This is a genomic window from Thiohalorhabdus denitrificans, assembly GCF_001399755.1.
GTDB lineage: Bacteria > Pseudomonadota > Gammaproteobacteria > Thiohalorhabdales > Thiohalorhabdaceae > Thiohalorhabdus > Thiohalorhabdus denitrificans.
Genome location: NZ_LJCP01000013.1, coordinates 1 through 20,669, shown reverse-complemented (window position 1 = coordinate 20,669; position 20,669 = coordinate 1). Strand labels below are relative to the sequence as shown.

The 20,669-nt window shown below is 68.7% G+C and carries 23 protein-coding genes and 1 rRNA gene; 14 read left to right on the top strand and 10 right to left on the bottom strand.

What is annotated here, in order from left to right; translation table 11 throughout:
- Positions 1-8 precede the first annotated feature (8 nt).
- From phoU to coq7, 8 genes are all read right to left on the bottom strand, one after another.
- Complete coding sequence (gene phoU, locus AN478_RS11760; protein ID WP_054966823.1) at positions 9-716, bottom strand: phosphate signaling complex protein PhoU; 708 nt, start codon at positions 714-716, stop codon at positions 9-11.
- Between the two features lie 13 nt (positions 717-729).
- Positions 730-1,644: a phosphate ABC transporter ATP-binding protein PstB gene (gene pstB / locus AN478_RS11755; RefSeq protein WP_082433063.1), complete on the bottom strand. Its 915-nt coding sequence runs from the start codon at positions 1,642-1,644 to the stop codon at positions 730-732.
- Between the two features lie 13 nt (positions 1,645-1,657).
- Positions 1,658-2,824: a phosphate ABC transporter permease PstA gene (gene pstA, locus AN478_RS11750; protein WP_054966822.1), complete on the bottom strand. Its 1,167-nt coding sequence runs from the start codon at positions 2,822-2,824 to the stop codon at positions 1,658-1,660.
- Between the two features lie 15 nt (positions 2,825-2,839).
- Positions 2,840-4,075, bottom strand: coding sequence for a phosphate ABC transporter permease subunit PstC (gene pstC, locus AN478_RS11745; protein WP_054966821.1), 1,236 nt, complete (start codon positions 4,073-4,075; stop codon positions 2,840-2,842).
- 232 nt (positions 4,076-4,307) lie between these two features.
- Positions 4,308-5,321: a PstS family phosphate ABC transporter substrate-binding protein gene (locus AN478_RS11740; RefSeq protein ID WP_054966820.1), complete on the bottom strand. Its 1,014-nt coding sequence runs from the start codon at positions 5,319-5,321 to the stop codon at positions 4,308-4,310.
- Between the two features lie 95 nt (positions 5,322-5,416).
- A complete protein-coding gene (phoR, locus tag AN478_RS11735) occupies positions 5,417-6,775 on the bottom strand; it encodes a phosphate regulon sensor histidine kinase PhoR (RefSeq protein WP_054966819.1) in 1,359 nt (452 codons plus the stop codon).
- A 6-nt stretch (positions 6,776-6,781) separates the two neighbouring features.
- Positions 6,782-7,495, bottom strand: coding sequence for a phosphate regulon transcriptional regulator PhoB (gene phoB, locus AN478_RS11730; RefSeq protein ID WP_054966818.1), 714 nt, complete (start codon positions 7,493-7,495; stop codon positions 6,782-6,784).
- 29 nt (positions 7,496-7,524) lie between these two features.
- Positions 7,525-8,175, bottom strand: coding sequence for a 2-polyprenyl-3-methyl-6-methoxy-1,4-benzoquinone monooxygenase (gene coq7 / locus AN478_RS11725; RefSeq protein ID WP_054966817.1), 651 nt, complete (start codon positions 8,173-8,175; stop codon positions 7,525-7,527).
- 162 nt (positions 8,176-8,337) lie between these two features.
- On the opposite strand from coq7, the gene AN478_RS11720 reads away from it, so the two are divergent.
- The 12 genes from AN478_RS11720 to erpA all read left to right on the top strand — a co-directional run bounded on the left by AN478_RS11720 (position 8,338) and on the right by erpA (position 15,648).
- Positions 8,338-8,664, top strand: a complete 327-nt coding sequence (locus AN478_RS11720) for a (2Fe-2S) ferredoxin domain-containing protein (RefSeq protein ID WP_054966816.1) — start codon at positions 8,338-8,340, stop codon at positions 8,662-8,664.
- Positions 8,657-9,376 carry an alpha/beta hydrolase gene (locus AN478_RS11715; RefSeq protein WP_054966815.1) on the top strand — a complete coding sequence of 240 codons (720 nt, stop codon included), beginning with the start codon at positions 8,657-8,659 and terminating at the stop codon, positions 9,374-9,376. The genes AN478_RS11720 and AN478_RS11715 overlap by 8 nt, the downstream gene beginning before the upstream one ends.
- A gap of 32 nt (positions 9,377-9,408) precedes the next feature.
- A complete protein-coding gene (locus AN478_RS11710; RefSeq protein WP_054966814.1) occupies positions 9,409-10,092 on the top strand; it encodes a Crp/Fnr family transcriptional regulator in 684 nt (227 codons plus the stop codon).
- Positions 10,093-10,209: 117 nt separating this feature from the next.
- Positions 10,210-10,611 carry a hypothetical protein gene (locus AN478_RS11705; RefSeq protein WP_054966813.1) on the top strand — a complete coding sequence of 134 codons (402 nt, stop codon included), beginning with the start codon at positions 10,210-10,212 and terminating at the stop codon, positions 10,609-10,611.
- A 3-nt stretch (positions 10,612-10,614) separates the two neighbouring features.
- Positions 10,615-11,091 (top strand): glycine cleavage system protein H, encoded by a 477-nt coding sequence (locus AN478_RS11700; protein WP_054966812.1) that lies wholly within the window; start codon positions 10,615-10,617, stop codon positions 11,089-11,091.
- Complete coding sequence (locus AN478_RS11695; RefSeq protein WP_054966811.1) at positions 11,088-11,801, top strand: thioredoxin family protein; 714 nt, start codon at positions 11,088-11,090, stop codon at positions 11,799-11,801. The genes AN478_RS11700 and AN478_RS11695 overlap by 4 nt, the downstream gene beginning before the upstream one ends.
- 79 nt (positions 11,802-11,880) lie before the next feature.
- The gene (gene rplM / locus AN478_RS11690) at positions 11,881-12,309 is read left to right on the top strand and encodes a 50S ribosomal protein L13 (protein ID WP_054966810.1); all 429 of its coding nucleotides are present in this window, start codon (positions 11,881-11,883) and stop codon (positions 12,307-12,309) included.
- Between the two features lie 12 nt (positions 12,310-12,321).
- Complete coding sequence (rpsI, locus tag AN478_RS11685) at positions 12,322-12,714, top strand: 30S ribosomal protein S9 (protein ID WP_054966809.1); 393 nt, start codon at positions 12,322-12,324, stop codon at positions 12,712-12,714.
- Between the two features lie 128 nt (positions 12,715-12,842).
- Positions 12,843-13,886: an N-acetyl-gamma-glutamyl-phosphate reductase gene (gene argC, locus AN478_RS11680; protein WP_054966808.1), complete on the top strand. Its 1,044-nt coding sequence runs from the start codon at positions 12,843-12,845 to the stop codon at positions 13,884-13,886.
- 7 nt (positions 13,887-13,893) lie between these two features.
- The gene (locus AN478_RS11675) at positions 13,894-14,697 is read left to right on the top strand and encodes a DUF6776 family protein (RefSeq protein ID WP_054966807.1); all 804 of its coding nucleotides are present in this window, start codon (positions 13,894-13,896) and stop codon (positions 14,695-14,697) included.
- A complete protein-coding gene (locus AN478_RS11670) occupies positions 14,678-15,163 on the top strand; it encodes a bactofilin family protein (protein ID WP_074471479.1) in 486 nt (161 codons plus the stop codon). The genes AN478_RS11675 and AN478_RS11670 overlap by 20 nt, the downstream gene beginning before the upstream one ends.
- A gap of 110 nt (positions 15,164-15,273) precedes the next feature.
- Positions 15,274-15,648: an iron-sulfur cluster insertion protein ErpA gene (erpA, locus tag AN478_RS11665; RefSeq protein ID WP_054966805.1), complete on the top strand. Its 375-nt coding sequence runs from the start codon at positions 15,274-15,276 to the stop codon at positions 15,646-15,648.
- A gap of 102 nt (positions 15,649-15,750) precedes the next feature.
- On the opposite strand, the gene AN478_RS11660 is transcribed toward erpA, so the two are convergent.
- Together AN478_RS11660 and mgtE are read right to left on the bottom strand one after the other, a co-directional pair.
- The gene (locus tag AN478_RS11660; protein WP_176758783.1) at positions 15,751-17,067 is read right to left on the bottom strand and encodes a peptidoglycan DD-metalloendopeptidase family protein; all 1,317 of its coding nucleotides are present in this window, start codon (positions 17,065-17,067) and stop codon (positions 15,751-15,753) included.
- A 347-nt stretch (positions 17,068-17,414) separates the two neighbouring features.
- Positions 17,415-18,776, bottom strand: a complete 1,362-nt coding sequence (gene mgtE, locus AN478_RS11655) for a magnesium transporter (RefSeq protein WP_054966803.1) — start codon at positions 18,774-18,776, stop codon at positions 17,415-17,417.
- A 168-nt stretch (positions 18,777-18,944) separates the two neighbouring features.
- On the opposite strand from mgtE, the gene tyrS reads away from it, so the two are divergent.
- Together tyrS and AN478_RS11645 are read left to right on the top strand one after the other, a co-directional pair.
- A complete protein-coding gene (tyrS, locus tag AN478_RS11650; RefSeq protein ID WP_054966830.1) occupies positions 18,945-20,147 on the top strand; it encodes a tyrosine--tRNA ligase in 1,203 nt (400 codons plus the stop codon).
- 319 nt (positions 20,148-20,466) lie between these two features.
- Positions 20,467-20,669: ribosomal RNA gene (locus AN478_RS11645) — 16S ribosomal RNA — on the top strand; the annotation flags it as partial.

The following is a 20,669-nucleotide window of genomic DNA, read 5'->3' as shown; positions in this document are numbered from 1 at the left end:
GGGCCGCGCTAGTGCTCGCCCTCGTCCAGGTCCAGGTGGTTCACGTCCGTGTGGCGCACGTCCTGGCCGTGGACCATGTAGATCACGTACTCGGTGATGTTCTTGCTGTGGTCGCCGATGCGCTCCAGGGCCTTGGCCACGAACAGGATGTCGATGGTGGCGGAGATGTTGCGGGAGTCCTCCATCATGTAGGTGAGCAGCTCCCGGAAGATCCCCTCGAACATCTCGTCGATCTTGGCGTCGCCCTGATGGATGCGCAGGGCGGCGTCCGCGTCCATGGCGGCCAGGGCGTCCAGGGCCTGGCGGGTCTGGTTGCGGACCGCCTCCGACATGGTGGAGATGGCCTGGTTGCGGCGCAGGGACTGCCGCCCACCCAACTGCTGGCCCATGCGGGCGATCTTCTCCGCCTCGTCGCCGATCCGCTCCAGGTCGGTGATGGTCTTGATCGCCGTCATGACGAAGCGCAGGTCCCGGGCCGCCGGGGTCCGCCGGGCCAGCAGGGAGACCGCCTTCTCATCGGCGGCTACCTCCATGGCGTTCACGGCGTGGTCCTCGCGGATGGTGGCCTCGGCAACCCCCTCGTCGCCCTCCGTCAGGGCCCGCACCGCGTTGTCGATCTGCTCCTCCACCTTGCTGCCCATGTTCAGGACGTCGTCCCGCAGGGCTTCCAGCTCCTGATCGTAGCGGTGGCTGATGTGATGGTCCCGGCTCTGCATGGTTGGAGGCTCCTCAGCCGAAACGGCCGGTAATGTAGTCCTCGGTCTTCCGCTCGCGCGGATTGGTGAACATGGTCTCGGTATCGTCGTACTCGATGAGCTCGCCCATGTGGAAGAAGGCCGTGTAGCGGGCCACGCGGGCGGCCTGCTGCATGTTGTGGGTGACGATGAGGATGGTGTAGTTCTGCCGCAGCTCGTCGATGAGCTCCTCGATGGTGGCGGTGGCCACGGGGTCGAGGGCCGAGGCCGGCTCGTCCATGAGGATCACCTCCGGGCTCACGGCGATGGCCCGGGCGATGCACAGGCGCTGCTGCTGGCCGCCGGAGAGCGACGTGCCCGGCTGGTCCAAGCGGTCGGCCACTTCCTTCCACAGCCCCGCCTTGCGCAGGCTGGTCTCCACCAGGTCATCCATCTCGGCGCCTTTCTTGGCGATGCCGTGGATGCGCGGGGCGTAGGCGATGTTCTCGTAGATGCTCTTGGGGAAGGGGTTGGGCTTCTGGAAGACCATCCCCACCCGGGAGCGCAGCTGGACCACGTCCACGCTCGGGTCGTAGATGTCCCGGCTGTCCAGGTAGATCCCCCCGTCCACCTGGACGCTGGGGATGAGGTCGTTCATGCGGTTGATGCAGCGCAGGAACGTGGACTTGCCGCAGCCGGAGGGGCCGATCAGGGCGGTGACCTCGCGCTCGCGGACGTCGAGGTTGATGCCGTGAAGGGCCTGGGTCTCCCCGTACCACAGGTTGAGGTCCCTGACCTCCACCTTCACCGGCCCGGCGGCGGCATCGTCCGCGCCGGTGCCGCGTACTGCGGCGTGCACGGGGGTGCTCCGGGGCTTGCCGCCCTCCGGCTGGTCGGTGGTGCCGCCCGGGCCGCCGCCGTTGGCTGCCTCGGGCTCGGGCTGGGCTGTGGCGGAATTCGGCTGTTGCATGGTTCTACTCTCCCTACCAGCGCCGTTCGAAGCGCTTGCGCAGCAGCACGGCGGCGGCGTTCAAGGTCAGCAGCACGACCAGCAGCACAATGATGCCAGCGGCCGTGAGCTCGGCAAAGGCCCGCTCCGGACGGGAGGCCCAGCTGAAGATCTGCGCGGGCAGCACCGTCGCGGCGTCCATGACGCCGTCCGGCGACGCGGGAATGAAGGCCATCATGCCCACGATCAGCAGCGGGGCCGTCTCCCCCATGGCCTGGGCCAGGCCGATGATGGAGCCGGTGAGGATGCCCGGCAGTGACAGGGGCAGGACGTGGTGGGCCACCATCTGCAGCCGCGAGGCGCCCACGCCGAAGGCGCCCTCGCGGATGGAGTCGGGCACCGAGCGCAGGGCGGCGCGGGTGCTGATGATGATGATGGGCAGGGTCATGAGCGCCAGGGTCAGGCCGCCCGCCAGGGCCGAGGAGCGCGGCACGCCGAAGAAGTTGATGAAGACGGCCAGGCCCAGCAGGCCGTAGAGGATGGAGGGCACCGCCGCTAGGTTGTTGATGTTCACCTCGATGGCGCGGGTCAGGCGGTTGTCCGGGGCGAACTCCTCCAGGTAGACGGCGGTCATGACGCCCACGGGGAAGCTCACCAGCATGGTCACCAGCAGGGTGAACAAGGTGCCGACCACCGCCGAGCGGATGCCGGCCATCTCCGGCATGGTGGAGTCCCCGGCGGTGAAGAGGCTCCAGTTGAAGGCCAGCTCCGCCCGGCCCTCCTCCGCCAGGCGGTCCACGATCTGCTCGTCCTCCTCCGAGAGCTTGCTGTGCTTGCCCTTGAGGTACTGGTCCACGTCGGTGTCGGCGGTCACCCAGCGGGTGACGGTCCGGCCCATCAGGTCCGGATCGCGCTCCACCTGATCGGGGATCTGGCGCAGGAAGCCGCGGCTCACCAGGTAGCGGACGTCCTCGCCCACGGCGGCCAGCGGCAGCTCCACGGACCGCTCGGAGTAGGTGACCTCGGTCTGGATCTTGGTCTGCTGGAAGGCGGGGTAGCCCTTGCTGATGATGTCGGCGAAGAACAGCACCAGGAAGGCGACCGCGAAGGACAGGGCGCCGATGCACAGGGCCTTGAAGCGGCGCTCCGCCCGGTAGCGGCGCTTGAGGAGCTTGGCGGTGTGGGGGTCGGGGGTGGCCATGGCTTGCCTCGGGCCTCAGTCGTATTTCTCGTGGAAGCGGCGCACCACGTACATGGAGATCATGTTCAGGACCAGGGTGACGATGAACAGCATCAGGCCCAGGCCGAAGGCGGACAGGGTCTGCGGGCTGTCGAACTCCTGGTCGCCGGTGAGGGCGTCGACGATGCGCACCGTTACCGTGGTCATGTCCTCGAGGGGGTTGGCGGTGAGGTTGGGGCGCAGCCCGGCTGCCATCACCACGATCATGGTCTCGCCCAGGGCCCGGGAGGCGGCCAGGATGAAGGCCGCGATCACCCCGGGCAGGGCCGCCGGCAGCAGGACCTGCTTGATGGTCTCCGAGGTGGTGGCCCCCAGGGCGAAGGAGCCCTCGCGCAGGCTGTGGGGGATGGCGCTGATCACATCGTCGGACAGGGAGGAGACGAAGGGGATGATCATCACCCCCATGACCACCCCGGGCGCCAGGGCGTTGCTGTGGGAGGCGTCCAGTCCCACGTACCCGGCGAGCTGCACCACCAGGGGGCTCACGGTGATGGCGGCGAAGAAGCCGTAGACCACGGTGGGGATGCCCGCCAGCACCTCGAGGGTGGGCTTGGCCGCGGCACGGACCCGTTTGGGCGCGTACTCCGACATGTAGATGGCGGAGAGAAGGCCCACGGGCAGGGCTACGACCATGGCGATGGCCGTGATCATGAAGGTGCCGGCGAACAGCGGGACCGAGCCGAACTGGGCGCTCTCCCCGCCCTCCCGGCCCGCTCCCCCCAGGAAGGCGGTGTCGGGGCTCCAGGTGGTGCCGGTAAGGAATTCCCAGATGCTCACGGTCTGGAAGAAACGGATGGCCTCGAACAGGATGCTGAGGACGATGCCCAGGGTGGTCAGGATCGATACCAGGGAGGCGGCCAGCAGCAGCCAGCGGGCCACGCCCTCCACGATGTTCCGGGCCCGCAGCGAGGGGCGCAGGGTCCGCAGGGCCAGTGCCAGGCCCCCGGCGGCCACCAGCAGGCTGGCGGTGAGGGTCATGGGGGCGGGGGGCGAGGCGAGACCGAGCAGCTGCAGCAGGGTGGCGCCCAGGGCCACCACCAGGGCCGGTAGGGCCAGCCAGACCACCGCGTACCAGCCGTAGAAGCCCGGCCGGGAGTGCAGCGGTGCGGTGGCCTCCTGGGCAAGGACCCGGCGCCGGCCCAGCATGTAGGCCAGGGCCATCAGGGGAAATAGGCCACCGAAGAAGAGCAAGGCGGCTTGTCCGGAGGTCAAGGACCGCTCCTCGTTGGTTCCGACGTGTGAGGGGGCGCCATTATACCGGCCATGAACCGGAACGCTGCCCCGCGGGGCGGATTTCTCCGCCGCCCCCCTTCGCGGCCCCCGCGGCGGGCGGAGGCCGCGAAGGGGGGCGGGCTCCCGGGCCGGGGCCCGTTATCTCGACGGGCGACGCACGGAAAGGCCGGCGGGAGCCCTCCCGCCGGCCCGGGCTGCCCGCCTCCGGGGGTCACTCGAGGTCGCCCACCTCCACCGGCTCGCGATCCGCGAAGCGCTGGCGCATCTCCTCCCGGCGCTCCCGGGGAAGCGGGATGAGGCCGAGGCGCTTGAGGTAGCCCAGCTCGCCGATCATTTTCTCGGCGAGGAAGAGCTCCACGTACTCGGCGAGGCCGGGCACCTTGCCCTCGTGGGCGTTCTTCACATAGAAGAACAGGCTCCGGGATACGGGGTATTCGCCCGAGGCGATGGCCTCGGCCTCGGGGGCTACGCCGTCGATCCGCGAGGCCTGGACCCGGTCGGAGTTCTCCTCGAGGAAGCTGTAGCCGAAGATCCCCACGGCGTCCGGGTTCTGGTTCAGCTTCTGCACGATCAGGTTGTCGTTCTCACCGGCGGGAACGTAGGCGCCGTCCTGGCGGATCTTGGTGTATCCCCCGCCGTAGCCTTCCATCTCCTCGGAGGCCGCCTCCATCACCAGCTCCTCGAAGGCGTCCCGGGTGCCCGAGGTGGAGGGCGGGCCGTAGACGAGGATCTCGGCGTCCGGCAGCTCGGGGTCGATGTCGTCCCAGCGCTTATAGGGGTTGTCCACCAGCTCCCCGTCCTTGGGGACCTCGGCGGCCACGGCCCGGGTGAGCTGCTCCCGGGAAAGCTCCAGGCGGGGGGCGTCGGTGCGGTTGGCCACCACGATGCCGTCGGCGCCGATCTCCACCTCGGTGACGGCCTCCACGCCGTTCTCCCGGCACCGCTCCAGCTCGCTGGGCTTGATGCGTCGCGAGGCGTTGGTGATGTCCGGGGTCTCCATCCCGACGCCGGCACAGAACAGCTTGAAGCCGCCGCCGGAGCCGGTGGATTCGATCACCGGGGTGGGGTGCTGGGTGGTGGCGCCGAACTCCTCGACCACGTAGCTGGCGAAGGGGAACACGGTGCTGGATCCGACGATGCGGATCTGGTCGCGGGCCTCCGCCGGCCCCGCGGCGAGGGCGAGCACGGCGGCCGCAGTCAGGCCGAGGGTGCGCAGCTTCTTCATGGGATCGTGCCTCCAATGGGTGTGGGTGCGCTGCTCGGTTCCGGAAGCCGGTTGCGCGTCGATGGGGAGTTTCCCGCCCCTGTGTTACAGGATCGTTACACGGGGGAATCCCCGCCGGTGCCCGGTCGCGCGACCGGCCCGCCCGGGGGATGGTCGGGCAGCACCGCCGAGAAGGTGGAGCCCCGGCCCGGGGCGCTGTCGATCTCCAGGCGTCCCCCGTGATGGTGGAGTATGTGCTTGACGATGGAGAGCCCCAGGCCCGTGCCGCCCACGGCGCGGGAGCGCCCCTTGTCCACGCGGTAGAAGCGCTCGGTGAGGCGGGGCAGGTGCTGGGGGTCGATGCCGATGCCCGAATCCTGGACGTGGACGGCCACCTCGCCCCGGCGTTCTTCGGCCCACACCTGCACCCGGCCCCCTTCCGGGGTGTACTTCAGCGCGTTGTCGATCAGGTTGGCCAGGGCCTGGCCCAGGGCGTCCGCCTCCCCGTACCAGTGGAGCCCGGTCACCGACTCCGGCTCGGGCATATCCAGCCGGATCCCCCGCTCGGTGGCCCGGGCGGCGTACTGGTCGGCCAGGGAGGCGAGCAGCCGGTCCAGGTCCACCGGTGTGGGCGGCACCGGGTCCGGCTGACCCTCCAGGCGGGACAGGGTGAGCAGGTCGGCCACCAGCGCCTGCATGCGGTCGATCTGCTCGTGCATGATGCGCAGGAAGCGGTCCCGCTGCTCCGGGTCCAGCTCCCCGTCGCCGAGGAGGGTCTCGGCGAAGCCGCGCAGGCTGGTCAGGGGGCTTTTCAGCTCGTGGGAGACGTTGGCCACGAAGTCCTCCCGCATGCGGTGGAGCCGCAGCCGTTCGGTGATCTCCTCCACCACCAGGAGGAAGGTGCCGTCCTCCTTGCGGGTCACGGTGAAGGCCAGGGTCCGGGAAGGGTCGGGGTGGTAGGGGGCGGTGCCCTGCCGGAGCGAGGGTCCCTCCGACGCGAAGAGGTGCTGCAGGCCGGGCTCGCGGAGCCACCCCTGGAGACGCTGGCCGTGGCCGCGGTCCGGCTCCACGGCCAGCAGCTCGTAGGCCTTGCGGTTGGCCTCCACCAGGCGCCCCTGGGGGTCGAGCAGGGCCACCCCCACGGGCAGCTCCTGGGCGAGGCCCTCCAGCTGCCCGAGGCGGCGCCGGGTCTCGCGCAGCTGGCGGTCGCGCTGCTTGAAGTAATAGCGCAGCTCGCTTTCCAGGGTGTCCCAGGCGTTTTCGCCCGGCAGGGCCACCGCCCCCTCGCGGGCGTGCAGCCAGCGCCGCAGGGCGGTGAGCCGGGCGCGGGTCCAGGCCCAGCCGGCGGCGCCCCCGGCGACGATCGTGGCCAGCCCCAGGGCGAGCAAGGGCGCGTGCCAGCGCAGGAGCCCCAGGGTGGCCACCAGGACGCCGAGGGCGATGACCGCGCGGGCGAGGAAAGGGAGCAGGTGCATGGTCGGCTAGGAGGCGTTGAAGCGGTAGCCCGCTCCGCGCACGGTCTGCACCAGGTCGCGGGGAGCCACCGGGTCGAGGGCCCGCCGCAGGCGGCGGATGTGGACGTCCACGGTGCGCTCCTCCACCTCGGCGTAGGGGCCCCACAGGCGGTCGAGGAGCTGGCCGCGCTCGAAGACCTGGCCGGGGTGGGTCATGAGGAACTGCAGGAGGCGGAACTCCGTGGGGCCGAGGTGGATCTCCCGGTCCCCGTAGAGCACCCGGTGCTGCGCCGGAAACAGGCGCAGCTCGCCGGCGGTGAGCACCTCCTCCTGCAGCTCGGGGTAGCTCCGCCGCAGGAGGTTGGTGACCCGGGCCGTGAGCTCCCGGGGGGAGAAGGGCTTGGGGAGGTAGTCGTCGGCCCCCATCTCCAGCCCCCGGACGCGGTGCTCCTCCTCCCCCTTGGCGGTCAGCATGATCACGGGGATATGGCGGTAGGCCCCCTCCCCGCGCATGTGCCGGCACAGGTCGAGGCCGCTCATGCCCGGCAGCATCCAGTCGAGGATGGCCAGGTGCGGCGGCGCCTCGGCCATGCGCTCCAGGGCGGTCTCGGCGTCGGCCGCCACCTCCACTCGGAAGCCGGCCGCCTCCAGGTTGTGCTGCACGAGGACCTGGATGGGCTCCTCGTCCTCGACGACCAGGATCCGGATCGGGCCGGCGCTGGCGGGGAAGGGGCTGGTCATGGGGGGGTCGTCTCCGGTGGGCCGCGGGGCTACACCCAGTAGGAGCCCACGGTCAAAAACTTCGAGCTCAGGCGCATGCCGGTTCGGATGGGCAGGGGCAGGCGGCGGCCGCCGCTCTCCTCGGCCCACTCCGCGTGGTGGCGCTCGTCCAGGTACATCTGCTCCAGCACCGCCCGGGTGCGCGGGTCGTTGTCCGGCACCTGGGCCAGATGGCCCTGCAGGTGGCGCATGACCTGCCGTTCGGTCTCGGCCACGAAGCCCAGGCTCCAGCGGTCGCCGGCCAGTCCGGCCACCGCCCCCAGGGTCACCGAGCCGGCGAGCCACACGGGGTTAAGGCGGCTCGCCGGCACCCCCCCGGCGGCCATGCGCTCGGTGCACCAGTTGAGGTGGTCCTGTTCCTCGCGGGCGGCGCGATCCATCTTGTCGGCCACCTCGGGGGTGCGGGCGGTGAGGCTCTGCCCCAGATAGAGCCCCTGGGCGGCCACCTCGCCGGCGTAGTTGACCCGCATTAGCCGGCCGGTGTGGCGGGCCTGGCCGCTGCCGGGGCCGGGGGCGTCGGGGGCCGGGACGTCCCGGGCGGGGGAAGGCCGGTTGTCGGCCTGCTCGTCCGGGACGCCGGCCACGGTGCGCAGGGCGCGATCGAGCTGGCGGATGGCGGTCTCTACGAATAGCGACGGCATGGTGGAACCCTCTCGGCGGCTGTTGGCCCTAACAAAGAGGCCGCCGGACCGGCTTCCCAACCGTCCCCTGGAGAGGCATCATTTCCGGGCCCTTTCGAGGGAGGGCCGGCCCCGGTCCAGGGAGGGTCGCCGCGATCCCGGCAGCGCAAGGATGGATACCCAATGCGTCAATTCTATTACAGTCACCATATATTCATGTGCCTCAATGCGCGCACCGATGGCCGCAGGAGCTGCAACGGCGACGGGCGGGCCGCGGAGCTGCGCCAGCACGCCAAGGAGCGGGTGGACGAATGGGGCCTGAAGAAGCCCGGCGGGGTCCGGGTGAACCAGGCGGGCTGCCTGGGGCGGTGCAGCGAGGGCCCCTGCATGGTCATCTACCCGGAGGGGGTCTGGTACCGGTACCAGACGGCGGAGGACATCGACGAGATCCTGTTCGAGCATGTGATGAACGGCGAGCCGGTAACGCGGCTGCGGTTGGACGATGACTGAAACCCAGCATGCCCACTGCTCCGGGGGCAAGGGCGAGTTCCTCGATCTGGCCGGCCCGGCCGGGCCGCTCGAGGCGTGCCTGACCCTGCCCCCGGACGAGCCACCCCGGGCGGCGGTGGTCCTCTGCCACCCCCACCCCCGGTACGGCGGGACCATGAACAACAAGGTGGTGGTCTACCTCGCCCGGGCCCTGCGCAAGCACGGCGCCGCCACCCTGCGCTTCAACTTCCGCGGCGTGGGGACCAGTCCCGGGCAGTTCTCCGGGGGGCCGGGCGAGGTGGCCGATGCCGCCGCGGCCGTGGACGCCATGGCCACCCGCTTCCCCGAGCTGCCCCTGTGGGTGGCGGGGTTCTCCTTCGGCTCCTTTGCCGGCCTGCGCGCCGCGGCCGGGGACGCCCGGGTGCGCCGGCTGGTGGCGGTGGCGCCGCCGGTGGCCTGGTACGACTTCGCCTTCCTGGAGGCGGAGCGCCGACCGGTGATGATCGTGCAGGGCGGGGTGGACGAGGTGGTGGACCCGGACACCGTGCGCGCCTTCCGGGCCCGCATGGAGCGGGACCCCGAGTGGCTCTGCTTCCCCGAGGCCGACCATTTCTTCACCCGGCAGGTGCGGGAGATGACCGATCAGGTGGCCGCGCGCCTGTTCGGCGCGGCCGTCAGTCCCTCGGGGGAGCTCCGGGTGGACGCCGATTGCAACGCGACCCATTCCCTGTGACCGGGGCGAGCCGCCCCGCGCCGGAGGAGGCCATGTCCGACGTCATCGCACAGCTCCGCCAGGCGGCCCTGTTCCGCAACCTGGACGACGACGTGCTCGCCGAGATGGCGGAATGCACCCACCCGCGCACGCTCGACCGGGGGGAGATCCTCTTCCACGCCGACGACCCCTTCCGCAGCTTCTTCGTGGTGAACAGCGGCCACATCCAGCTCTCCCGGCTGGCCAGCAGCGGCCATGAGAAGGTGGTGGAGATCATCGGTCCCCACGAGACCTTCGCCGAGGCGGTGCTATTCATGTCGGGCAAGCGGTACCCGGTCGACGCCCGGGCCCTGGAGCCCGCGGAGCTGCTGGAGATCGGCGCGGAGGGGTTCAATCACCTGCTGGACACCCGCCCCGGCCTGACCCGCAACCTGCTCGCCACCATGAGCAAGCGGCTGCACCAGCTGGTCCAGGACGTGGCCGCCCTCACCCTGGAGGACGCCACCGGCCGGGTGGTGGGCTACCTCCTCGCCCAGACCGAGGCCGAGGGGGAGGAACAGCCCAGCGCGGAGCTCCACCTGCCCGCCAAGAAGGCCGCCATCGCCAGCCGGCTCGGCATCCAGCCCGAGACCTTCTCCCGGGTCCTGGGTCGGCTGCGGGAGGCCGGGGCCATCGACGTGGAGGGGGACCGCATCCGCATCCTTGATGCGCGGCGGCTCCACGAGATCCTGGAATGAGCGCGGCGGAGCCGGTTTAGACTCGGTTTAGAAAAGTTGTATATTTGATTCCAGTCAATGCGGCACAATCCCCTCCCCCGGTGTAATTCCCGAGTGGAACGGTAAGGGAGTCCCCGCATGCATCCGCGCAACCGCTGGTTCATCGTCTGTTCCCTGGTCTACGCCATCATCGGCGGCGGCTTCGGGGTCTATCAGGCCTTCTTCCCAGGCACCCTGCCGGGCCTGCCCGCCCGGGCCCACGGCCACATCATGCTGCTGGGCTTTGTGGTCATGATGATCTACGGAGTGGCCCTGCACACCCTGCCGCGCTTCGCCAACAAGCCCCTCTACTCGGAACGCCTGGCCAATGTGCAGCTGTGGGCGGCGAACATCGGCCTGATCCTGCTGGTGGTGGGCTGGCTGGGGTACTGGAAGGCGGTGCTGTTCGCCGGCGGGGTGATCGCCTGGGCGGCCATGGCGGCCTTCGCCTACAACATCATCCGTTCGGTGTCCGCGCGGCCCACCGGCGAGGAGGGCTGACCCATGGCGAACTACCACGGCTGCGACCTGCCCGAAGACCTCTACTACGACCTGGACTACGTGTGGGTGCGCCCGGAAGAGGACGGCACCTTCACCCTGGGCATCACGGACCCCGCCCAGACCATGAGCGGCCGCGTGCAGTACGCCCGCTTCAAGAAGCCGGGCAAGCACATCAAGGGCGGCAAGCCGGTGGGCCGCCTGGAGAGCAGCAAGTGGGCGGGGGGCATCCCCTCCCCCTTCGACGGCGAGATCGTAGAGGTGAACCCGCTCATGGAGCAGGACCCCGGCCAGGTCAACATCGACCCCTACGGCGACGCCTGGCTGGTGCGCCTGCGCCCGGACAATCCCGACACCGCCCTGGCCAATCTGGTGACCGGGGAGCGCGCCATGGACGGCATGAAACAGTGGGTGGACCGCTACGACGTCTATTGCATGCGCTGCGCCGTCCCCGGCGCCGAGGAGGAGGGCGGCGAGTCATGAAGGTCACCCTTCTGGTCTCGGAATGGTGCAACGTCTGCCCCAACGCCGAGCGGGTCTGGCGCCAGGTCAACGACGAGAAGGACTTCGAGCTGGAGGTTCTGGACGTGGCCCAGCCCGAGGGCCGCAAGGTGATCGCCGAGAAGCTCATCAAGACGGTGCCTGCGACCCTGGTGGACGGCGAGCTGAAGAAGGTGGGGGTGCCCGGGGCCGAGGAGGCCCGGGAGCTGGTCCGCTGCGCCCCGCCCCGGGAAGGGGGCGCCGAGGGCCGCGAGGAGGCGGCCGCCACCATGACCATGCGCCGGGGCCCCCGGCACATGGTGCGGAGTGCGGTGGTCTACCTGGCCCTGGGGGGCCTTAGTCTGGTGGGGTGGGGGGATCTCCTGGGCGGCGGCATCGGCCTGTTCCACCTGTTCACCTACGGCTTCATCGCCTTCATGATCTTCGGCGTGGCCGAGCATATGCTGCCCCGCTTCACCGGCCACCCGGTCCGCACCGGCTGGCTGCAGGCCGCCCAGCTCGGCCTCCTGCACGGGGGCCTGTGGCTGTTCGTGGCCGGCCGGTGGTTCGACGTGATCCCGGTGGCCGGGTCCGGCGCCGCGCTCATGTGGGTGGGCATCGGGGCGGCCGCCGCCCGGCTCATGCCCCTGGTGTGGCGCCCCTCCACCGCCGAGGTGGCCGCGGAGCGGTCCTCCCGGACCGAGGCGGCTTGAACGGGGAAGCCGGGAAGGCTATACTAATTCGCTTTCTCCGGGGATTCCCCCAGCAAGAACGAGTTTCGGAGCGGGCTCGATGAAGACCTATTCGGCGAAACCGGACGAGGTGCAGCGTAACTGGTACGTGGTGGACGCCAGCCAGTACCGGCTGGGTCGTTTGGCCACCGAGGTGGCCAGGCGCCTGCGCGGCAAGCACAAGCCGGAGTTTACCCCCCACGTGGACACCGGCGACTACGTGGTGGTGATCAACGCGCAAAGCGTTCAGGTGACCGGCACCAAGTACACCGACAAGATCTACTACCACCACACCGGCTTCCCCGGCGGCATTCGGGAGACCCCGTTCTGGAAGCAGAACGCGGAGCACCCCGAGCGCATCATCGAGGATGCCGTGCGCGGCATGCTGCCCAAGAACCGGCTGGGGCGGCAGATGTTCAGGAAGCTCAAGGTCTACGCCGGGAGCGAGCATCCGCACCAGGCCCAGCAGCCCGTGCTGCTGGAACTCTGATCGAGGTCGAGAATGGCACAGCAGCAATTCTACGGAACCGGACGCCGTAAGAGCTCCACCGCTCGGGTATTCTTGCGCCCCGGCAGCGGGGAAATCCGCGTGAACGGCAAGAGCCTGGCGGATTACCTGCCCCGCGAGACGGCCCAGATGATCGTCCGTCAGCCCCTCGAGCTGACCGAGACCGGCGACCAGTTCGACATCAAGGTGAACGTGGACGGCGGCGGCCCCAGCGGCCAGGCCGGGGCCATTCGCCACGGGCTGGCCCGGGCCCTGCTGGAGTACAACCCGCAGCTCCGTCCCACCCTCAAGCGCGCCGGCCTCCTTACCCGGGACGCCCGCGAGGTGGAACGGAAGAAGATCGCCCATCGCAAGGCCCGCCGGAGCCCGCAGTTCTCCAAGCGGTGATTGGATCGGGAATCCCCGTGCGAACAAAAGGCCACCGGCAACGGTGGCCTTTTGTCGTGCGGCCCCCTGTGGTTTCATGGATGCCGACCGAACCGGGCCTTCAGCGCGCCGAGGAGTAACAGACCGAAATGGAAACCGCCCTTCGCGTGGGTATCTTGGGCGGCTCCGGGTATACGGGGGTGGAGCTCCTCCGTATCCTGGCCACACACCCCCAGGCCGAGGTGGCCGCCGTCACCTCCCGCAAAGCCGCTGGCCAGCCGGTGGCCGACATGTTCCCCTCCTTGCGGGGCTGGGTGGACCTCGACTTCGCCGACCCCGATCCCGGGTACCTCGCGGAGCAATGCGACGTGGTCTTCTGCGGCGTCCCCCACGGCGTCGCCATGCACCAGGTCCCCGCTCTGCTGGAGCGCGGGGTACGGGTGGTGGATCTCTCCGCCGACTTCCGTATCGCCGACCGGACGACCTACGAGCGGTGGTACAACGAGACCCATGCGGCGCCGGAATGGCTGGAGCGGGCGGTGTACGGGCTGCCGGAGGTGAACGCCGAGCCTATCCGCGGTGCCCGGCTGGTGGCCAACCCGGGCTGCTATCCCACCGCCGTGCAGCTGGCCTTCCTGCCCCTGTTGGAGGCAGGGGCGGTGGATCCCGAAGGGCTGGTGGCCGATGCGAAGTCCGGGGCCAGCGGTGCGGGCCGGGAGGCCAAGACCCACCTCCTGCTGGCCGAGGCCGCCGACAGCATGTCCGCCTACGGAGTGGCGGGCCATCGGCACCTTCCGGAGATCGAGCAGGGGATGACCCGGGCGGCCGCGGGTCCCGTGGAGGTCACCTTCGTCCCCCACCTCGCTCCCATGATCCGGGGCATCCACGCCGACTGCTACAGCCGTCTGCAAGATCCGGAAATGGATGTGCAGGGGCTGTTCGAGGAACGGTTTAAGAATTCCCCGTTCGTGGACGTGATGCCGTCCGGGAGCCATCCGGCGACCCGCACGGTGCGGGGGAGCAACCTGTGCCGGCTGGCGGTTCACCAGCCCAAGGGGGGGAAACAACTGGTGGTGCTTTCGGTGATCGACAATCTGGTCAAGGGCGCCGCTGGTCAGGCGGTGCAGAACATGAACCTGATGGCGGGGCTGCCCGAGGCCACGGGCCTGAACGTGCCCCCCATGCTTCCCTGAGGCGGTCGTGGACCAGCGCTACGCCTCCCTCGTGCTCCTGCTGCACCCCAACCGGGGCCGGCCGCGGACCCTCTACATCCGGCGCGTGGTCTTCTTCGCCCTGGTGGCCCTTCTGGTGCTCGGCCTCCCCGGCTCCCTGTGGGGGGCCTTCCAGCTCGGCATGATCTGGCGCGCACACAGCACCGACCGCCTGGAGGCGCGGGTGGAGAGCCTGGAGCACCAGAAGGGCAACATGGAGGACACGATCCGGGAGCTGCGGAGCCGGGCCGCCCAGTTCGAATCGGACAAGGCGCGGCAGTCGGGGCAGCTGGAGAAGCTGCGCCAGGTGCTGAATGGTCTGGAGACCCGCAACAACAACCTCCAGGACCAGGTGGCGTTCTATCGGAGCATCCTGGATCCCGACAAGGCCCACCGTGACACCAGCGTCCGGGATTTCCGCGTGCACCGGGTGGACGGTCCCGGGCGGAGCTACGGCTACTCGTTCCGGCTGATCCAGGGGATCGGCAAGAAGGAGCCGGTGCGGGGATACGCCCGAGTGGTGGTCACCTTCCTGAACGGAGACGGCGAGGAGGAGACCCGGTTTTTCCCCGAGGGGGCCGAGCACCGCAAGCGGGGAATGGACGCCGAGTTCCGCTATTTTCAGAATTTTCGGGGCCGCATCCAGCTTCCGGAGAAGGCTCAGCCCATCCGGGCCACGGTGCAGCTCTACGACCGCAACAGCCTGGGAGAGCTCCTCAGCCAGGCCCACGACTGGGACCGGCTGGTCCAGGTCAAGGAGAAGGAAGACGGCGATGATTCACAAGAAACGTAAGGTGAATACCGGGGGGACCCTTGAGACCATGATCGGTGCGGGGACCACCATCAAGGGGGATATCACCTTCGAAGGGGGCCTGAGGATCGACGGCACCCTGGAGGGGACCGTAACGGCCCCGGACGGGAGCGGCAGTCGGCTCGTCATCTCCGACCAGGCCGAGATCCGGGGCGAGGTCAAGGTCCCGAACGTGGTAATCAACGGCCGGGTGTTCGGCAATGTGCACGCCAGCGAGCGCCTGGAGCTCCACGCCCAGTCCAGCGTGGACGGGGACCTGTACTACGAGGTGATCCAGATGGAGGAGGGCGCCGGGATCACGGGAACTTGTACCCATATCTCCTCCACTAAGGAGGGCAAAACCGGCGGCCCCGGATCGGCCAAACAGATTACGGACAAGCCCGGGCTCCTGGAGAACGGGGCGGAGGAGCCTGCCGCAACTGAGCAGGCGAAGACGGAGTCCGGATGAGCCCTGCGCATTTTGACATCCCCGGACGGATCCCATAGCTTGGCCTGATGCCCGTTGGAGCCGGGATCCGGACGTACCTTGGAATATCCCTGTCGCGGAGGTAGCAGACCATGGCCGAAGCCACGGTTGGCATGGAAGAGCAGAACGAGCAGATCCCCGACCCAATAGAACTGACCGATAGCGCCGTGGAGAAGCTCAAGGAGCTGATCGCTCAGGAAGGCAACCCGGACCTCATGTTGCGGGTGTTCGTTTCCGGCGGGGGCTGCTCGGGCTTCCAGTACGGGTTCACCTTCGACGAGAACCGCCAGGAGGCCGACACCGTCGTGGAGAAGGACGGGGTGACCATCCTCCTCGACATGATGAGCATCCAGTACCTGATGGGTGCCAGCATCGATTACAAGGAAGACCTGGAAGGCGCCCAGTTCATGATCAACAACCCCAACGCCAGCACCACCTGCGGGTGTGGGTCCTCCTTCGGGGTGTAGCGCCGAACCCGCCGCCGCATGGCGGCAGCCCACGAAAAAGGCCCGGCCTGAGTCCTCAGGCCGGGCCTTTTCGCGTCTCCGCCGCCGGAATCCGGGGGCCGGCTACTCCGTCGCGGCCACCCGGGTTCCCTCCCCGCCGACGGCCTCCAGCCAGGCGGTCAGGTGGTGCCGCTGCCGGTTGAAGGCGGTGCGGTGCTCGTCGGGGAGCGGCTCCGCCTCGGGAAGTTTCACGGTGAGCGGGTTGCGGTGGTTGCCGTTCACCCGGAACTCGTAGTGCAGGTGCGGCCCGGTGGCCAGCCCGCTCTGCCCCACGTAGCCCACCGTCTGTCCCTGCTTGATGCGCTGGCCTTTGCGGAACTTTCCGAAGCGCGACATGTGGGCGTAGACCGTGGTGTAGCGCCCGGCGTGCCGAAGCATCACCACGTTGCCGTAGCCGCCCTTGCGGCCGCGGAAGACCACCCGGCCGTCGCCGGTGGCCCGGATGGGGGTGCCCGTGGGGGCCCCGTAATCCACCCCCTTGTGCGCCCGGCGCTTGTTCAAGACGGGATGGTCGCGGCTGCGGGTGAAGCGGCTGGTGATCCGGGTGACCTTCATCGGGTTGCGGAGAAAGGCCTTGCGGACCGAACGCCCGTCGGGGGTGTAGTAGTCGCTGTTGCCCGCGGCATCGGTGAAGCGGATGGCCTTGTGGGATTCGCCGCGGGTCACGAACTCCGCAGCGAGGATGGGGCCGTTCCCCACCTTCTCGCCGTCCCGGTAGTACTCCTTGTAGAGCACCCGGAACCAGTCCCCCTGGCGGAGGTCGTGGGCAAAGTCGATGTCCCAGCCATAGATGCGGGCAAGCTCCATGGTGATGCCCTCGGGCAGCCCGGCCCGGGCTCCGGCGCCGAACAGGCTCGTCTCGATCTCGGCGTGGGCGGTGCGGATCCGCTCGGTGCGCGGGTACTTCTCGATGACGGCCTCGTACCCGCCCCCCTCCTGGCGCCGCCAGGCGAGGTACCTCCCGGAATCGATCCCATAGCGGATCTCCTCCGGGTCGCCTTGATCGTTGTAGTGCACGCGGATGGTCCGGCCGGAGCGCATGCGCCGGACCGGGAACACGTCCTGGCTCGCCCGGGCGAGGGCCCAGGAGGTGCGGGCGCCCAGCCCGACCCGTTCCCCCAGCTGCGACAGGGTCTCCCCCTTTTGCAGCTCGTAGGCCTCCCATTGGATGGCGGGGTCTGCTTCCGCGGCGGAGGCGGTCTCCGTTTCCGCTTGGGATCCACCCGCGCGGGTAAAGGCGAGCGGGTTGGGCAGGGTGGTGGACCCCGGGCCCAGGCCGGTGCCGGGGGTCAGGGTCATCTGTTGCGGGCCGGGCCCGGAGCCTCCCTGCATGGAATCGGGAAGCATGCCAAACAGGCCGGAGGCCACCGCGGTTGCCACTCCTAGCCCCAGGGCCCGGGCCTTCGGGGAGCGGAACAGGCGCCGCAGGGGGCTCGGCTCCGGGGAGGCGAAAGGTTGGGAACCCGTCCCGGAAGGGTTTCGGGATAAGGAACGGGTGTCCGAAAAATCCTTACGAAAGGTGCGCGACATTCCCGATTGGTCTCCTGCTCCGTTTAGGTGAGGCCATGGCGCCCCTGTATACCTGATTTCCGAAGCCGGGGGAAAGGGGAATCCTGTAGTGTCGCGATCGGGACAACCATAGATGCCGGAGAGGGAAGGGAAAGTTCCTGGAAACGCCCTGGACGGGCCGGCACCCAATGGGGGCCCGGCTACCGTTCCCGGGCGGTTCAGAACAGCAGCCAGGAGGCCAGGCCGAGGAACAGCAAGAAGCCGATGGAGTCGGTGAGGGTGGTGAGTAAGCCGCCGGACACGAGGGCCGGGTCGAAGCCCAGCCGCTTCAGGGTGATGGGGATAACCGAGCCCAGGATGCCGCTGAGCAGCAGGATGAGGGCGAGGGAGACGCCGAAGACCAGGGCCAAGCCGGGGCTGCCCAGGGTGGAGTAGGCCACCGCCGCCCCTATCAGGCAGAAAAACAGGCCGATTAGCAGACCCACGGTGGCCTGGCGGGTGGTCACCCGGACGGGGGAGGCCCCTTCCATGTGGCCCAGGGCCATGGCGCGGACGATGATGGTGGCGGTCTGGACCCCGCCCATACCCCCCAGGTTGGCCACGATGGGCATGAGGGCGGCCAGGGCCGGAAGGGCGGAGATGCTGCCGCTGAAGAAGGAGACGATGGTCGCCGAGAGGATGCCGGCGACGGCGTTAGTGGTCAGCCAGGAGGCCCGGCGCCGGAAAGCCCGGATTATGGGCTCGGTTAGGTCGGAGGCCTCGTTGATGTTGGCGAGCCGGTAGAGGTCCTCGGTGGCCTCCTCCTCCATCACGCCGAGGATGTCGTCGGCGGTGATCTGGCCGAGGATCCTGCCCGTGTCGTCCACCACCGGCAGGCTGTGGAGGCGGTGCTTACGGAACAGGGAGGCGACGAGCTCCTGGTCTTCCTCGGGGGTGACGAAGAGGGGATCCATGTTGGCTCCCTCCACCACGGGGGTGTGGAGCTCCAGGCGCAGGAGCTGGAAGATGGAGATCACCCCGGCCAGTACCCCTCGGTTGTCCACCAGGTAGATGTCCTGCAGCTCCTCCAGGTCGCGGCCCACCTTGCGCAGTTCCGCCAGCACCTTGCGGGTACGGGCCTTGGCAGGGACCACGAAGACCTCCCGCTGCATGCGGCCCCCGGCGGTGTCCTCCGGATAGGAGAGCAGGGGCTCCACCTCGGCGCGGTCCTCGAAGGATAGTCCGGCCAGGACGCGATCGGCGGCGTGGTCCTCCAGGTCCTGAAGGAGGTCGGCGGCCTCGTCCGAGTCCAGCTCCTGGACCACCTCCGCCAGGACGTCGGGGGGGAAGTGGTCCAGGAGGTGCTCGCGCAGCCGCCCGAAGCTCTCGCTGATCAGGGGCCCGATCTCGGGGGCCTCGTAGAGATCCAGGCAGCGGTCCCGCTCCTCGTCCCCCAGTTGGGAGAGCACCTTGACCTGGTCCGCGGGGTGCAGATCCTTGAGGATGGCCTCGACGGTGGTGAGGTCTCCCTCGTCCAGGGCCTCGCGGATACGGTCCACCGGGTCCGTGCTGCTGGAGGGGGCGGGGAGATTTTGGCTCATGGAACCGTTTCGTCTGGTGGCTGGAGGATGGCGGTTCAGGACATCATAAACCACCCCACCATGGAACCTTGCCCCGGGGTTCGGCTATCCTACGGGCCTCTTGCAACCCCTATCGATGAGGAATGCGCCTTGGCCACGTCCGGGGAGCCGGTGAGTATCGACCAACAGATGGTGGAGATCCGCCGCGGGGCGGAAGAGATCCTGGTGGAGGACGAGCTCCGGCAGAAGTTGGAGCGCGCCGAGACTGAGGGGCGGCCGCTCACGGTCAAGGCCGGATTCGACCCCACCGCGCCCGACCTCCATCTGGGGCACACCGTCCTCCTGCAGAAGCTCAAGGCCTTCCAGGACTTCGGGCACCGGGTCTGCTTCCTGATCGGAGACTTTACGGGGATGATCGGCGACCCCAGCGGCAAAAGCGCCACCCGTCCTCCCCTAACCCCCGAGGAGGTGCGGGCGAACGCCGAAACCTACGCCGCCCAAATCTACAAGGTCCTCGACCCCGAGCGCACCGAGGTGGTGTTCAACTCCGAGTGGATGAACCCCTTCTCCGCGGCGGACATGATCCGGTTGGCCTCCCACTACACGGTGGCCCGGATGCTGGAGCGGGAGGACTTCCATACCCGTTATACGGAAGGGCGGGCGATCGCCATCCACGAGTTCCTCTACCCTCTGATCCAGGGCTACGATTCCGTCCACCTGGAGGCCGACGTGGAGCTCGGCGGTACCGACCAGAAGTTCAACCTGCTGGTGGGCCGGGAGCTACAGCGTCATTACGGCCAGGAACCGCAGGTGATCCTGACCATGCCGATCCTGGAGGGGACGGACGGGGTGCAGAAGATGTCGAAGTCCCTGAACAACTACATCGGCATCAACGAGCCGGCCAAGGAAATCTTCGCCAAGGTCATGTCCGTATCCGACGATCTGATGTGGCGGTATTTCGAGCTGCTGTCGGACCGTCCCATGGAGGCGGTGGAGGCGCTGAAGCAGGAGGTGGCGGAAGGGCGTAACCCGCGGGACGTGAAAGTGGATCTCGCGCGCGAGCTGGTGGGACGTTTCGCGGGCGAGGATCAGGTGGATGGGGCGCAGAAGGCCTTCGAGGACCAGTTCCGGAACAAGCAGGTACCAGAGGACATCCCGGAGGTGGAACTTGCCGCCGAGGGGGGCGAGGGGCTTCGCCTGCCCGCGGCCCTGAAGGAGGCCGAGCTGGTGGCCTCCACGTCCGAGGGCCTGCGGATGGTGAAACAGAACGCGGTGCGCGTGGACGGGGAAAAGGAGGCGGACCGGGAACGCACCCTGCCCATCGGTGGTCCATATCTATTGCAGGTGGGCAAGCGCCGGTTCGCCCGGGTCTGGATTCGGGAGCCCCAATAGGGGGTAGACAAGCCCGGTGCGGGTGCGTAACCTTATCGGTTTCCGGTCGCCGGAGACGGTTTGGCCGGAAACGGGCCCCGCAAAGGTCAGCCGAAAAAATGCTTGAAAGGCCCTTGACCAGCGGCGCTCGATACGTAGAATACGCATCCGCATTGGGCGGGACGCAACGGCAGCGCAAAGCCGGTCACCGCCCGATTCGCTCTTTAACAATCTGGGATGAGGAAGCGTTGTAGGCTCTGTGGTTTGTGGGGTCTATGGAGTCGGGAGCTTCGAAGGTTCGCGCTGTTGGCTGCCTTTTGGGTAGCCGATAGTGAGCTTTGAACTGGAGAGTTTGATCCTGGCTCAGATTGAACGCTGGCGGCAGGCTTAACACATGCAAGTCGTACGTGAAAGCACCTTCGGGTGTGACTAGCGTGGCGGACGGGTGAGTAACGCGTGGATGACCTGCCCTTTGGCGGGGGATAACCCGGGGAAACCCGGGCTAATACCGCATACGTCCTGTTCCCTTGGGGACAGGGGAAA

Coding starts and splice junctions, on each gene's coding strand:
- tyrS (WP_054966830.1), top strand. CDS start 18,945: ATGGTGGAGATCCGCCGCGGGGCGGAAGAGATCCTGGTGGAGGACGAG.
- AN478_RS11670 (WP_074471479.1), top strand. CDS start 14,678: ATGATTCACAAGAAACGTAAGGTGAATACCGGGGGGACCCTTGAGACC.
- phoB (WP_054966818.1), bottom strand. CDS start 7,495: ATGACCAGCCCCTTCCCCGCCAGCGCCGGCCCGATCCGGATCCTGGTC.
- phoU (WP_054966823.1), bottom strand. CDS start 716: ATGCAGAGCCGGGACCATCACATCAGCCACCGCTACGATCAGGAGCTG.
- phoR (WP_054966819.1), bottom strand. CDS start 6,775: ATGCACCTGCTCCCTTTCCTCGCCCGCGCGGTCATCGCCCTCGGCGTC.
- AN478_RS11695 (WP_054966811.1), top strand. CDS start 11,088: ATGAAGGTCACCCTTCTGGTCTCGGAATGGTGCAACGTCTGCCCCAAC.
- pstA (WP_054966822.1), bottom strand. CDS start 2,824: ATGGCCACCCCCGACCCCCACACCGCCAAGCTCCTCAAGCGCCGCTAC.
- rpsI (WP_054966809.1), top strand. CDS start 12,322: ATGGCACAGCAGCAATTCTACGGAACCGGACGCCGTAAGAGCTCCACC.
- erpA (WP_054966805.1), top strand. CDS start 15,274: ATGGCCGAAGCCACGGTTGGCATGGAAGAGCAGAACGAGCAGATCCCC.
- argC (WP_054966808.1), top strand. CDS start 12,843: ATGGAAACCGCCCTTCGCGTGGGTATCTTGGGCGGCTCCGGGTATACG.
- coq7 (WP_054966817.1), bottom strand. CDS start 8,175: ATGCCGTCGCTATTCGTAGAGACCGCCATCCGCCAGCTCGATCGCGCC.
- rplM (WP_054966810.1), top strand. CDS start 11,881: ATGAAGACCTATTCGGCGAAACCGGACGAGGTGCAGCGTAACTGGTAC.
- AN478_RS11700 (WP_054966812.1), top strand. CDS start 10,615: ATGGCGAACTACCACGGCTGCGACCTGCCCGAAGACCTCTACTACGAC.
- pstB (WP_082433063.1), bottom strand. CDS start 1,644: ATGCAACAGCCGAATTCCGCCACAGCCCAGCCCGAGCCCGAGGCAGCC.
- AN478_RS11720 (WP_054966816.1), top strand. CDS start 8,338: ATGCGTCAATTCTATTACAGTCACCATATATTCATGTGCCTCAATGCG.
- AN478_RS11705 (WP_054966813.1), top strand. CDS start 10,210: ATGCATCCGCGCAACCGCTGGTTCATCGTCTGTTCCCTGGTCTACGCC.
- mgtE (WP_054966803.1), bottom strand. CDS start 18,776: ATGAGCCAAAATCTCCCCGCCCCCTCCAGCAGCACGGACCCGGTGGAC.
- AN478_RS11715 (WP_054966815.1), top strand. CDS start 8,657: ATGACTGAAACCCAGCATGCCCACTGCTCCGGGGGCAAGGGCGAGTTC.
- AN478_RS11710 (WP_054966814.1), top strand. CDS start 9,409: ATGTCCGACGTCATCGCACAGCTCCGCCAGGCGGCCCTGTTCCGCAAC.
- AN478_RS11740 (WP_054966820.1), bottom strand. CDS start 5,321: ATGAAGAAGCTGCGCACCCTCGGCCTGACTGCGGCCGCCGTGCTCGCC.